This is a genomic window from Altererythrobacter chaiwopuensis, from assembly GCF_054957755.1.
Map to the genome: position 1 here is coordinate 2106051 of NZ_JBTXJG010000001.1, position 12575 is coordinate 2118625.

16 protein-coding genes and 1 other RNA gene are annotated in these 12575 nt (G+C 62.5%); 11 read left to right on the forward strand and 6 right to left on the reverse strand.

Annotated features, from left to right (window positions below; all coding sequences use genetic code 11):
• Window positions 1-28: 28 nt before the first annotated feature.
• The 3 genes from ACX2DJ_RS10365 (at window position 29) to ACX2DJ_RS10375 (ending at window position 2003) form a co-directional block, all read left to right on the forward strand.
• Entirely contained in the window at window positions 29-1279 is a 1251-nt protein-coding gene (locus ACX2DJ_RS10365; protein WP_462572450.1) for an N-succinylarginine dihydrolase, read from the forward strand.
• A gap of 86 nt (window positions 1280-1365) precedes the next feature.
• Entirely contained in the window at window positions 1366-1611 is a 246-nt protein-coding gene (locus ACX2DJ_RS10370; protein ID WP_462572451.1) for a hypothetical protein, read from the forward strand.
• 134 nt (window positions 1612-1745) lie between these two features.
• Window positions 1746-2003, forward strand: a complete 258-nt coding sequence (locus tag ACX2DJ_RS10375; RefSeq protein WP_462572452.1) for a DUF5676 family membrane protein — start codon at window positions 1746-1748, stop codon at window positions 2001-2003.
• A gap of 72 nt (window positions 2004-2075) precedes the next feature.
• On the opposite strand, the gene ssrA is transcribed toward ACX2DJ_RS10375, so the two are convergent.
• Window positions 2076-2419: a transfer-messenger RNA gene (gene ssrA, locus ACX2DJ_RS10380) on the reverse strand.
• Between the two features lie 90 nt (window positions 2420-2509).
• Entirely contained in the window at window positions 2510-2938 is a 429-nt protein-coding gene (gene mscL / locus ACX2DJ_RS10385) for a large conductance mechanosensitive channel protein MscL (RefSeq protein ID WP_462572453.1), read from the reverse strand.
• A 171-nt stretch (window positions 2939-3109) separates the two neighbouring features.
• Between mscL and ACX2DJ_RS10390 the strand changes: the two genes are divergently transcribed.
• The 5 genes from ACX2DJ_RS10390 (at window position 3110) to ACX2DJ_RS10410 (ending at window position 6554) form a co-directional block, all read left to right on the forward strand.
• A complete protein-coding gene (locus ACX2DJ_RS10390) occupies window positions 3110-3712 on the forward strand; it encodes a LemA family protein (protein WP_462572454.1) in 603 nt (200 codons plus the stop codon).
• A gap of 63 nt (window positions 3713-3775) precedes the next feature.
• Window positions 3776-4528, forward strand: coding sequence for a TPM domain-containing protein (locus tag ACX2DJ_RS10395; protein WP_462572456.1), 753 nt, complete (start codon window positions 3776-3778; stop codon window positions 4526-4528).
• Window positions 4529-5206, forward strand: coding sequence for a TPM domain-containing protein (locus ACX2DJ_RS10400; RefSeq protein WP_462572457.1), 678 nt, complete (start codon window positions 4529-4531; stop codon window positions 5204-5206).
• Window positions 5207-5217: 11 nt separating this feature from the next.
• Window positions 5218-5766, forward strand: a complete 549-nt coding sequence (locus tag ACX2DJ_RS10405; RefSeq protein WP_462572458.1) for an NUDIX hydrolase — start codon at window positions 5218-5220, stop codon at window positions 5764-5766.
• Between the two features lie 5 nt (window positions 5767-5771).
• Entirely contained in the window at window positions 5772-6554 is a 783-nt protein-coding gene (locus ACX2DJ_RS10410) for an SDR family oxidoreductase (RefSeq protein ID WP_462572459.1), read from the forward strand.
• 118 nt (window positions 6555-6672) lie between these two features.
• Here the strand turns inward: ACX2DJ_RS10410 and ACX2DJ_RS10415 are convergent, their stop codons facing one another.
• Genes ACX2DJ_RS10415 through ACX2DJ_RS10425 form a run of 3 tightly spaced genes read right to left on the reverse strand, consistent with a single transcriptional unit; the run spans window position 6673 to window position 7165 of the window.
• Window positions 6673-6888, reverse strand: a complete 216-nt coding sequence (locus ACX2DJ_RS10415; protein ID WP_462572460.1) for a PspC domain-containing protein — start codon at window positions 6886-6888, stop codon at window positions 6673-6675.
• Window positions 6885-7007, reverse strand: coding sequence for a hypothetical protein (locus ACX2DJ_RS10420; protein ID WP_462572461.1), 123 nt, complete (start codon window positions 7005-7007; stop codon window positions 6885-6887). Before ACX2DJ_RS10420 ends, ACX2DJ_RS10415 begins: the two co-directional genes overlap by 4 nt.
• A gap of 38 nt (window positions 7008-7045) precedes the next feature.
• On the reverse strand, window positions 7046-7165 hold the full coding sequence (locus tag ACX2DJ_RS10425; RefSeq protein ID WP_462572462.1) for a recombination protein F: 120 nt from the start codon (window positions 7163-7165) through the stop codon (window positions 7046-7048).
• A 239-nt stretch (window positions 7166-7404) separates the two neighbouring features.
• Here ACX2DJ_RS10425 and recF point away from each other — a divergent pair, with 239 nt between their 5' ends.
• A complete protein-coding gene (recF, locus tag ACX2DJ_RS10430; RefSeq protein ID WP_462572463.1) occupies window positions 7405-8481 on the forward strand; it encodes a DNA replication/repair protein RecF in 1077 nt (358 codons plus the stop codon).
• Window positions 8482-8604: 123 nt separating this feature from the next.
• Here the strand turns inward: recF and ACX2DJ_RS10435 are convergent, their stop codons facing one another.
• Complete coding sequence (locus ACX2DJ_RS10435; protein WP_462572464.1) at window positions 8605-9303, reverse strand: arylesterase; 699 nt, start codon at window positions 9301-9303, stop codon at window positions 8605-8607.
• 47 nt (window positions 9304-9350) lie between these two features.
• Between ACX2DJ_RS10435 and ACX2DJ_RS10440 the strand changes: the two genes are divergently transcribed.
• Window positions 9351-10055 carry an ABC transporter ATP-binding protein gene (locus tag ACX2DJ_RS10440; protein WP_462572465.1) on the forward strand — a complete coding sequence of 235 codons (705 nt, stop codon included), beginning with the start codon at window positions 9351-9353 and terminating at the stop codon, window positions 10053-10055.
• Window positions 10052-12571, forward strand: a complete 2520-nt coding sequence (locus ACX2DJ_RS10445; protein ID WP_462572466.1) for an ABC transporter permease — start codon at window positions 10052-10054, stop codon at window positions 12569-12571. The genes ACX2DJ_RS10440 and ACX2DJ_RS10445 overlap by 4 nt, the downstream gene beginning before the upstream one ends.
• Window positions 12572-12575: the final 4 nt, after the last annotated feature.

Below are 12575 nucleotides of genomic sequence, written 5' to 3' on the forward strand. Positions count from 1 at the left end.
TCGCAATGACGATCAAAGGTATTTTTGAATGCGGCTCACTGAAATCAATTTTGACGGGATCGTGGGCCCTTCGCACAATTATGCGGGCCTCAGCCTGGGAAATATCGCCAGCGCCAGCCACAAGGGCGATTCCAGCTACCCGCGCGCCGCTGCCTTGCAGGGCATAGCCAAGATGCGCGGCAATCTGGCGCGATTGGGTGTGCAGGGCTTCCTGCTGCCCCTGCCCCGCCCCAATGACGGCCTGCTGCGCGCGCTGGCGGTGGACCAGAGCGCCGAACGCGCGCTGCTCGCCGCCGCCTGGTCAGCCTCCTCGATGTGGACCGCCAATGCCGCGACCGTCAGCCCCGCGCCCGACACCGCCGACGGCAAGTGCCACTTTACCCCGGCGAACCTCGTCACCATGGTCCACCGGGCACAGGAATGGCCCGACACCAAGCGGCAGCTCGATATCGCTTTCGGCAATCGCGAGTATTTCACCGTGCATGATGCGGTGCCGCCCAGTTTCGGCGACGAGGGCGCGGCCAACCACATGCGGCTTTGCGCCGGGCATGGCGAGGCAGGGGTCGAGGTGTTCGTCTATGGCGAACGCGGCGGCAGATTTCCCGCCCGCCAGCATATCGAGGCCAGCCGCGCAGTCGCCCGCCTGCATCGGCTTGATCCGGCACGCACCGTGTTTGTGGAACAGAACCCGGCAGCGATCGAGGCCGGCGCGTTCCACAATGACGTGGTCGCGGTGGCCAATGAGAATGTGATCTTCGCGCATGAACTCGCCTTTGCCGACCGGCAGGGCGCCTATGATGCGATGCGCAAAGCCTTTCCTGCGCTCCAGGTAGTCGAAGTGCCCGATAGCGCGGTGAGCCTGGCCGAAGCGATCAAGACATACCTGTTCAATGCGCAGCTCGTCACCCTGCCCGAAGGCGGGATGGCGCTGATCGTGCCTGAGGAATGCCGCGATTCGCCCATCGTCTGGCGCTGGTGCGAGGCGATGATGGCATCAAACGGCCCGATCCGGCAGGTGATACCGGTCGACGTGCGCCAGTCGATGGCCAATGGTGGTGGGCCCGCCTGCCTGCGGCTGCGTGTGGTGGCCGATCCGTCCGCGATCGATCCGCGCTTCCTGCTTGATGAGGCCAAAGCCGCCCGAATCGAGTCGGTTATCGCCGCGAACTGGCCTGAGCAGGTCGATCCGGCCGATCTCGGTAGCGAAACGCTGAAGAACAGTGTCACATCGGCACGTTTTGCCCTGCTCGAAGCGCTGGAACTCACCGAACTAGGTTAACGCACTGGACAGCGCACTGGTAATCCATAGGATAACCTTTTGTTAACCAGTCGCACCCTGTGCGGCGAAATGGCGAAAGGGCAAACATGCTGCGCAAGATCGGTCGGCTGTTCGTGATCAAGACGCGCTGGGAAGCGTATCTGATCATCTATGCCCTGGCCTTGGGCGCAATGACCCGCGGCGCGCACTACACAGTGCAATATCCCGGTGTCGGCGGCTATCTGCTGTTCGCAGCCACCGCAGGCGCGGTGTTCCTGGGCGGCGCAAAGATCCTCGACGCAATCCGCTATGAGCAGGAAAAGCGCGAGCGCGAGGCAAACTCCCAGGATTAATGGGCAGGTAGCCTGCGAAAACGCGCCCTTCGCGCCATTACCCGCATTCTCCTGACTTTGCGCCGATAACAAAGCAATCAGACTCGGCCCTATGCAACTGTGATATACGGTCCGCATTGGAGAGGAGAACGATCATGAAAATCGACTCAAACAAATTTGGCCTCGCGACATTGCTCGTCTTTGCTGTGTTCTGGGTTATCTGCAGCGCGTTTGTAGCGGCGATGCCGATGCCGATGATGCAGATGAGCGGGCACATGGTTCATGCCGATTTCGGACAAATGGCCTGGCAGTTGAACTGGGGTGGATTCTTCTATGGCCTGATAGCCTGGTCAGTCATTGCAGGCGTTGCGGCCTGGGCAATAGCAAGTGTTTACAATTGGCTGCTTGACTGAGGCGCGTATCGCGCTGCCGCCTGACGGCAAAATGGGTGGAGGGATTCTGTTGCTACGTTCCCTCCGGACGCCCGGTATCCGTTCTGTTGCCCGGTCGGTCCAACCGCGCTTTAGCTTTGTAAATTCAGGCCGTTAGGCCGTCAAATTACGCAGCAATAGCGAGTGCTTCGTTATCGTTGGCACTTGTGTGTTTTGAACAGTTTTACGGGGTACTCAGCCCGGGCAAAAACAACGTCTTTCAACACACGTCGATCCTGGTTCGGCCCCGTCATAAGCCCCGGAAATTGCCGGGTTTTGTGGTGGAGCCGCCGGGTACTGCCCCCGGGTCCGTTGTGCCTATTGCACGCCGCAATTTATCGCCATAGTCGGTTGCCCGACACGCCCTATATAGCGAGAAAATGCTGAACTTAAAGTGTATCGTCATTGCGAGGAGCCGCAGGCGACGCGGCAATCCAGAAAGTAGCCCACTGGATTGCTTCGCTCCGCTCGCAATGACGAAGGGAAATCTACTTCTTCAGCGCGTCCCTGATCTCGATCAGCAGGTCGATCTCGGATGGGCCAGCGGGTTCTTCGGCTGCGGGTTCTTCCTTCTTCTCGAAACGCTCCTTCACCTTGTTGGTATAACGCACCAGCAGGAAGATTATGAGCGCCAGGATCAGGAAGTTGATGATCGAGGTGACGAAGACGCCCCAAGCCAGCACATTGGCACCCGCTTCGCGTGCCGCCGCAAGGGTCATGCCCGCCTCCACTTCACCGCTCAGGACCAGATACTTGTCGCTGAAATCGACATTGCCGAACACCGCGCCGACAATCGGCATGATCACGTCTGACGTCATCGATGCCACGATCACCGCAAAGGCCCCGGCGATGATGACCGCCACGGCCAGTTCCAGCACATTGCCCTTGGCAATGAATTCCTTGAATTCCGACAGCATCCTGTCCTCCTCTGATCCCTTGGTGCTGGGCAATCTTGCACTGTGCCAGGTGCTTGCCAAGTCCGCAGCTCGCTCGATTTTCCACACATTGAAATTGATCGGGGGTGCTCTATATCTGCAATACAGGTATGTCAGGCCCACTCCCTTGGGCCTTTTCAGAGAGGGTTTTCGATGAATTTCACTTCATTTCGCCGCTTGGTGCTGGTTGCGGCCGCTTCGCTGGGGCTTGCGTCCTGCGGCATCAACTCGGTCCCTACCGCTGAAGAAAATGCCAAGGCCAAATGGGCCGATGTGGAGGCGCAGTTCCAGCGCCGCGCCAACCTCATCCCCAACCTTGCCGAAGTGGCGCAAGGCGCGGCTGAGAATGAGCGCGGTATCCTGACCGAAGTGACCGAAGCGCGTGCGCGCGCCACCAGCATCAATATCGATGCCAACGATCTGGGCGATGCCGAAAAAATGGCCGAGTTCCAGGCTGCTCAGGCACAGCTGGGCCAGGGTCTTGGTCGGCTTCTGGCGAGCTTTGAAGCCTATCCCACGATCCAGTCAAACCAGAATTTCCTTGCGCTGCAGAGCCAGCTCGAAGGCACGGAAAACCGCATTGCGGTGGCCATTCGCGACTATAATGAAGCGGTGCGCCAGTATAACACCACCATCCGCACCTTTCCCGACATCATCGGCGCGACGGTGATCCACGGGGCCGAGCCGCTGGTGCCATATGAGGCTGTGAGCGAAGGTGCTGAGGTCGCGCCCGAGCTTGACCTGACTTCGAACTAAGCGCCGGTGCTTCGCTCGATCATTGCTCTCGCCGCAACTCTAGCGGCGCTGATCGCGTCTCCCTTGGCAGCGCAGCCGGAATTTCCGGCGCTGTCGGGGCGCGTGGTCGACGCTGCTGATATCATTCCTGAGCAGGTCGAGGCCGAACTGGTCCAGAAGCTGGAAGCGCTCGAAGCACAATCGCAGCGCCAGCTTGTCGTCGCCACCGTGCCCGACCTGCAGGGCTATGACATTTCCGACTATGGCTATCAGCTTGGGCGCGCCTGGGGTATCGGCGATGCGGAGCGCAACGATGGCGCGCTGCTGATCGTTGCGCCCAATGAACGCAAGGTGCGGATCGAAGTGGGCTATGGCCTCGAAGGCTATCTCACCGATGCGCTGTCAGCGCTGATTATCCAGAACGCCGTCCTGCCGCGCTTTCGCGAGGGCGACATGCCCGGCGGGATCGTGGCAGGCGCTGATGCAATCATCCAGCAGCTGCAATTGCCCGAGGACGAGGCGCGCCAGATTGCCGCCGAAGCGGGCCAGGCGCGCGAGCGCGACAGCGGCTTCCCGGTTGGCGCTCTGATCTGGTTTGCGATCATTTTCTTCTTCTTCATCCTGCCGATGCTGCGCGGGCGGCGGCGCAAGCGGCGCTATCGCGGCGTGAGCGACACGGTGGGTGACATCATCCTGTGGGAAGTGGGCAGCGCGATCGTGCGCGGGGCGCTTTCCGATGGCGATGGCTGGGGCGGCGGCGGTGGCTTCGGCGGCGGCGGGGGCTTTTCCGGCGGCGGCGGCAGTTTCGGGGGCGGCGGCGCCTCGGGGGGATGGTAGATGGGGCGCTATCTGACACCAGAGCAACACAAGATCGTGTCTGACGCGGTTGGCGCGGCAGAGTTGACCACCAGCGGCGAAATCGTGACCGTCCTGGCCGACCGGTCGGACAGCTATGGTGATGTTGCCTTGCTGTGGGCCGCAGTCGCCAGCTTTACCGCTATGAGCCTGTTTGCACTCTTTCCCCTGCCCTTCATGGATCTGTGGGACAGTTTGATTGGCGGTTGGACACACGAATGGACCACAGGCGAGCTGGCCAGCATGACCATTGCACTTGGCCTCATCGCCTTTGCCGCGATGTGGGCGGTGCAATTATGGGATCCGCTCAAATTCGCGTTGATCCCCTCCCCGCTCAAAACCGCCCGCGCGCATGAGGCCGCGATCAGGCACTTCAAGGTCGGCGCAGAGCGGCGCACCCATGGCCGCACCGGCGTGCTGATCTATCTCTCCATGCGCGAACACCGCGCGGAGATCGTGGCAGATGAACCGATCGCGGCCAAAGTTCCTGCCGAGGTGTGGGGCGAGGCGATGGCCGACATGCTGAAGGATATTGGCCAGGGCTGCATCGCCGAAGGAATGGCTGCGGGCGTGCGCGATGTGGCCAGGGTTCTGGCCGAACATTTCCCGCGCAATGCCGATGACCGCAACGAGTTGCCTGACCGCCTGATCGAAGTCTAAACGCTCCACCCATGAGCGATCCTGACGCGAACAAGCCCGAAAACATCGAATGGCAGGGCAGATTCATCACCGCCAAGACCCGCGGGCGGTGGGAATATGTTGCCCGCGCGCGCGGCATCCGTGCCGCCGCGATCATCGCGATCGACGATGACGGCCATGTCATACTGGTGGAGCAATATCGCGTGCCGCTGGGCCGGATCTGCCTTGAAATTCCTGCCGGGTTGATCGGCGATGATGAAGGCAAGGCGGGCGAGGCGGCAGAAGATGCCGCAATGCGCGAGCTGGAGGAAGAAACCGGCTATCGCGCCGCCCGGATGGAAAATCTGGGTGAATTCTATTCCTCGCCCGGCATGGTGTCCGAAAGCTTCACCTTGCTGCGGGCGCATGGCCTGACCAAGGTCGGCGAAGGTGGCGGCACCGCCAGCGAGGATATCACCGTACACCGCGTAAAATTGCGCGAGCTGCCGCAATTCGTTGCGGATTGGCGCGCGAAGGGCCACGGTGTCGATGTGCGCATTGCCATGTTGATGATGGCAACTGGATTTATCGGAGAGGATTGAGACTTATGGCAGGAAGATGTGCGGGCAAGCTCGCTTTGGTAACGGGCGCAGCACAGGGGCTGGGTGCAGCGCATTCGCGGCGGCTGGCGGAAGAAGGCGCGCGCGTGCTGCTGACCGACATCAACTGGGCGGGCGCGCAGGAAACCGCCGATGCGATCAATGCCGACCTTGGCGCAGGCACCGCCTTTGCCATCCAGCATGACGTAACCGACCGCGCGCAGTGGGACGCCGCCGTCGATGCCGCACGCGAACACATTGGCGGGCTCAACGTGCTGGTCAACAACGCCGGAATCGGTGTGGGCGGCAATATCGAAACCTGCAAGTTCGAAGACTGGAAGCGCTGCTTTTCGGTCAATGTCGATTCGATCTTTCACGGCTGCCAGGCGGCCTTGCCATTGATGCGTGAGCACGCGCCAGGTTCGATCATCAACATCAGTTCGATCGCGGGTCTGATCGCCAGTGATACCATGCCGGCCTATAATTCCTCCAAGGCAGCAGTGTGGATGCTGTCGAAATCGATCGCGCTGCATTGTGCCAAGAACAACATGCAGATCCGTTGCAATTCGGTGCACCCGACCTTTGTCGACACGCCGATCCTTGATGGCACCGCGCGGCACCACAATCTCGACAAGGGTGTGCTGCTGGAAAAGCTGGCGCGGCAGATTCCGCTCAAATTCGTGGGCGAGCCCAATGATATCGCCAATGCTGTGGTTTATCTGGCCAGCGACGAAAGCCGCTTTATGACCGGGGCCGAAATCAAGCTCGATGGCGGTATTTCGGCGATGTAAGCGACTTGATGCGTCGCTGAAACGAAAGAGGGGCCAAGCTGGCCCCTCCCGGTTTTCCATAAGTCTGTCAAAGGCGCGGCTGCCCTGAAAACCGGGTCAGCTTAAAGTCGCCGCTCCTTCAATCTGCGATCAGCGCGATCGCCAGGTAGATCAGGATGAAGCTGCCGAAGCCGATCAGCGTGCCCAGGACAAAGCCGAGGCGGACGACCAGCGGGTCGATCCCGAAATAATTGCCGATCCCTGCGCAAACGCCGAAGATCTTGCCATCGGCCTTGTCGAGGTGGAAGCCGCCGTTCGGCGTGCTTACTACTGGCTTGCGGTCGAGCTTGCTCATGCGACAACTCCTGTCATCGGGGTGGCATAATCGATCAGCGTCGCCATGATGACGGTAGTGAAGGCGAACGACATGACAGCGGCGAAGATGCGATTGCCGATATCGGAACGGGTAAACATGGGGTTACTCCTTGGAATTTAAAGTGATGCCCGATTGATCAGGCAAGCAGACCGGCAGGGCTGGCGGGGATGATCGTGGCAGCCATCACGGCAGCCGAAATGACCAGTGAACAGATGGCGGCGAACAGTTTGTTCGAAGTGTCAGAATTGAAAAACATCGATTTTACTCCAGTTTGTAATGTTCCAGCGAACCATTTCGCTTGATGCCAGATACTTTGCAGGAGGCGTGCCAAATTCAAAAAATGGCGGAATTCTGCGATTTCGTGAGCTTCCCCTCATGAACCGCCCATTCATCAATCCGAAAGTTTGGTATTTTTCACCATATTTCAGGATCGGTGATTTCGGTAGAGCCAAGCGTGGCCAAACCGGCGCGAAATGCTAAGCGCCGGAATTGCCTATGACGCTTGACCGCATCGCCCTTTCCCACTTCCGCAATCACCGCCAGACCGATCTGCGCGGGACGCGCCAGCTCAACCTGCTGGTGGGCGAAAACGGCGCGGGCAAGACCAATATCCTCGAGGCGTTGTCGCTGCTGGCACCCGGGCGCGGATTGCGCCGCGCGCATCTGGCGGACCTGCCCGGCCCGGATGGCGGCGGCGCATTCCAGATTGGCGCCAGCCTGATCGAACAGGACCATGAAAGCGCGCGCATCGGCACATTCGTCGAGCATGAGCGGCCCGGCAGGCGGCTTGTCCGCGTCAATGGTGCAGAGGCAAGCGCGCAATCCTTAAGCGAATGGCTGGCGATCGGCTGGCTAACCCCGGCGATGGACGGGCTGTTCATGGACAGCGCGGGCGCAAGGCGGCGCTATCTCGACCGGCTGGCCCTGGCGGTTGATCCTGCGCACGCCCGCCATGCCTCGCGCTTCGAGGCCGCTCTGCGCGAGCGCAACAAGCTGATCGAGGAAAGCCGCGATGCCACCTGGCTCGACGCGATCGAAGCGCAGGTGGCAGAGCACGGCGCGGCGGTGGCGGCGGGGCGCATGGCGCTGGTCTCCACGCTGGCGGACGAGCTGACCGCCCTGCCCGATGCCCCCTTTGCCAAGCCGATCCTTACCTATCTTCCCGGCGGGCCGACCGGGCGCGAGGAATTGCGCACCGAGCTGGCCCGCCAGCGCAGCCGGGATCGCGCCGCCGGGCGCACGCTCACCGGCCCGCATCGCGACGAGCTGAACGTAGTCATGTCGGGTAGCGGCCAGCCTGCTGCATCCTGTTCAACCGGCGAACAAAAGGCGATGCTGATCGCGCTTACTCTTGCCCATGCCGCACTTGCGGCAGAGGGGCGCCCCGGTGTGCTGCTGTTGGATGAAGTCGCGGCGCATCTCGATCCGGTCCGCCGCGCGGCGCTGTTCCAGCGCCTCAGGCAAGGCCGTGCGCAAGTGTGGCTTACCGGCACCGAGCCTGCACCGTTTCAGGATATCCTGGAGGAAGCGGCAGTGTGGCGGGTAAGCGCGGGGACGGTAGCTCGGGTCTAGATACTCGTCATTGCGAGCGAAGCGAAGCAATCCAGTTTCTGCCGTTGCGACCTAGCGATTGTCTGGACAATGGATTGCCGCGTCGCCGCCAGCGCGGCTCCTCGCAATGACAAGTGAGCGAGCTCAATCCTCCGGCAGCGCCGCCTCGACCTGGTCCACCGTCGCTGCGACCAGTTCCTCCAGCCCCGCTTCGGTCGGGTGGATCCGGTCATCCTGGAACAGCGAGGGATCCTGATAGATCGCCTCGAGCCAGAAGGGGATCAGTGCCGCGCCATATTCGCGCGCCAGATCGGCATAAAGCGCGTCGAACTGCGCCTGATACTCAGGCCCGTAATTGGGCGGCGCGCGCATCCCCATGATCAATACCGGGATTTCCCGCGCCTTCAGCTCACCCAGCATTACGGCAAGATTGCTGCGTGTCTGATCGGGCGAAATGCCGCGCAGCAAATCGTTTCCGCCCAGTTCGAGGATGAAAAGATCGGGCTTTTCTTCCTGCGCGTCGAGCGTGAATTTGAGGCGCTGCAATCCGGCAGCGCTGGTATCGCCTGAAATTCCCGCATTGGCGACTTTCGCATTCACTCCGCGCGCGCGCAGCGCGGCTGCCAGCTTCGCGGGATAGCTGTTCTCCTTGCCCACGCCGTATCCGGCGAACAGGCTGTCACCAAAGGCGAGAATTGTCCGCTCGGGCCCCATTACGGGAACCGTCGCCACCTCTGCCGCATTGGTATCCGAACCAGCTTCCGCCACCGTATCGGCGGGCGCTTCCGATCCGCAGGCCGCAAGCATAAGTGCAAGAATGATCGACCAAACGTCTTTTGCCATCTGCAAGTCTCCTTGTGCGGCCCCCAGCCCTATGCGAATGCGAACCCGTGACAAGCCCCTCTCCTGCAATTTCCGCCCGTAACCTCACCCTCACGCTGGGCAGCAATGCTGCGCCGGTCGAGATCCTGCGCGGGATCGATCTTGATCTTGCGTCTGGCGAAGTGGTCGCGCTGCTCGGCGCGTCCGGTTCTGGCAAAAGCTCGCTGATGGCGGTGCTGTCAGGGCTAGAGCGTGCCAGCAGCGGCGCTTTGATGGTGGCTGGCGCCGATTTCACCGCCATGAACGAGGACGGGCTGGCACAGGCGCGGCGCGGCCGCATCGGCATCGTGCTGCAGGCTTTCCACCTGCTGCCCACCATGACTGCGGCAGAAAATGTCGCCACGCCGATGGAGCTGGCCGGTGTCTCTGACGCGCGCGAGCGGGCGGTTGCCGAACTCAAGGCGGTTGGCCTGGGCCACCGGCTCGATCATTACCCCACCCAGCTTTCGGGCGGCGAACAGCAGCGCGTGGCAATTGCCCGCGCAATCGCGCCGCGGCCCGAGCTGATCTTTGCCGACGAGCCGACCGGCAATCTCGATGCGTCAACCGGGCACGACATTATCGAACTGCTGCTCGCCCGCCGTGCAGAGACAGGCGCGACCTTGCTGATGATCACGCATGACCGCGCCTTGGCCGAACGCTGCGAACGGGTGGTGACCATGGCTGACGGGGTGATCGTGTCCGACTCCGCTTCCGCCTGCGCCGCCGCATGAGCACAGCTCTTTCCTGGGGCATGGCCTGGCGCATCGCCCGGCGCGATCTCAATGCGCGCTTCAAGGGGCTGCGCCTGCTGCTGGTGTGCATTTTCCTGGGCACGGCAGCCCTGGCCGCCATTGGCACGCTGACCTCCTCCATCGAGCGAGAACTGGCCAATCGCGGGCAGGAACTGCTCGGCGGCGATCTCGAGGTCGAAGTGTGGCAGCGCGACCTTTCCGATGAGGAGAAAGCGGCGCTGTCGGAATACGGCGCGATCTCCGGCGGCACGCGGATGCAGGCCATGGCGAGCACGCCCGCCGCCGCCGCACCGGTGGAACTGAAAGCCGTCGATGACAAATGGCCGCTTTTCGGCACGCTGACGCTCAAGGATGGCCGCAGCGTTGGCGCGCCTGCGGATGGCCAGGCCTGGCTTGGCCAGGGCGCGCTCGACCGGCTCGGTATCGAAGTGGGCGACAGCTTCCGCGTCGGTACGGCCGATCTGACAGCGGCAGGCGTGATCGCCAACGAGCCTGATCGCCTGTCCGAAGGCTTCCAGCTTGGCCCGACGGTGATCGTAGCCGATGATTTTCCCTACCGCGCCGGCCTGATCGCGCCCGGCACGCTCTATGAGAGCAAGTACCGGATAGCTTTCGATAGCGGTCAAGACCCCGATACCGTGCGCGGAGCGATTGAAGCGCGCTTCCCCAATTCCGGCTTCGACTTCCGTGATCGTGACCGCGCTTCGCCCGGTGCGGATCGCTTTGTCAGCAATATGAGCGATTTCCTGACTCTGGTGGGCCTGGCCGCGCTGGTGATTGCCGGGATCGGCATCGGCGGCGGGGTGGCGAGTTACCTAGACGCGCGGCGCAATTCGATTGCCACGCTCAAGGTGCTGGGCGCATCAGGCACGGATATCGTGCGAATTTACGGGATGCAGGTCGGCGCGGCGACGCTGGCGGGGAGCGCGGCGGGCATCGCCACCGGCGTCCTGGTCACTCCGCTACTGGGCCTGGCGCTGCAAGACCTGCTGCCGGTGGAAAGCGGCTTCGTGATCGAGCCTGCCCCGCTGCTGCTGGCCGGGGCTTACGGCCTGCTGGTTGCCTTCGCCTTTGCTGCCGCACCGCTGCTGCGCGCGCGCGCATTCCCGGCGATGGCGCTGATGCGGGCCCGTGTATCGCCCTTGGCGCGTGACTGGCGTGCGCTCGCCTGGACCGCGGCGGGGATTGCGGCGATCTGCGCGCTTGCCCTGCTCACAACCTCACAGCCCATGCTTTCGGGCGGGTTCCTGATCGGTGCGGGCGGCGCGCTGATTGCGCTGGCGCTGATCGGCTTGGCGATCCGCTTTGCCGCAAGGCGCGCCCCGCGCACAAACAACCCGCTGCTGCGCGCGGCGATTGCCAATTTGCACCGGCCCGGTGCGCCCACCGGCGCGCTGGTGACTGCGCTCGGCTTTGGCCTCGCCGCCTTTGTCCTGCTGGCCGCGATCCAAAGCGCGATCGACGGCAATATCGAAAGCCGCGTGCCGCGCGAGGCACCCGACTATTTCGTGCTCGACATCCCGCGTGACGGCGAAGGCGATTTCCGCGAGCTGGTGACTGAACTTGATCCCGCTGCCGAAATACGCACTGTGCCTACGCTGCGCGGATCGGTGCTCGCCTTTGGCACCAGCGGTGCCATGGTGCGCGTGGCGGATCTGGAGGAGATCCCCGATGGCGCATGGGCACTGCGCGGCGAACGTGGGCTGACCTATACCGACACACTGCCGCCGGGAAACTCGCTGGTCGAGGGGGAATGGTGGGACGAAGGCTATAGCGGCGAGCCACTGGTATCGGTGGACGCGGAATTCGCCCGTGCGATCGACCTGGAAATCGGCGATTACCTTACTATCGGCGTGCTCGGGATCGAGCGCGATGTGCGCGTGGCGAACCTGCGCGTGATCGACTGGGAAAGCATGGGGTTCAACTATGTGCTGGTGTTTTCCAGCAATGCGATTTCCGATGCGCCGCATAATCTGGCCGCGACCATCGATCTCGCTGATGACGGCCAATCAGGCGAGTTGCTGCGCCAGATGGTGGCGCGCTTCCCCTCAAGCTCGGTGATCGAGATCGGCCAGGTGCTGGTCGAGGCGCGCGCAATTCTGGAGCAGGTCGGCGCAGCAACGCTGGCGGCGGCCTCTGTGGCGGTGCTGGCGGGGTTGGCGGTGCTGATGGGCGCGATTGCGGCCGCGCGTGCCTCGCGCACCTATGACACGGTGGTGCTGCGCGTGCTGGGCGCAAGCCGGCGGCAGGTGCTGGGTATGCAGCTGGCTGAATACGGCTTGCTTGCGCTGCTGCTGGCAGTGGTGGCGCTTGCGCTTGGCTCTGCGCTCGCATGGTTCGTAATCACCCAGCTGTTCGAATTCGACTGGCTGCCGGATTGGGGGGCGGTGCTCACCGTGCTCGGCTTGGGCCTGCTGCTGGTGCTCGCCTTTGCGCTGGGCGGGTCGCTACCATTGCTGAATGCGAAACCCGCCCGCGCGCTGCGCGAACTTTAGAGGC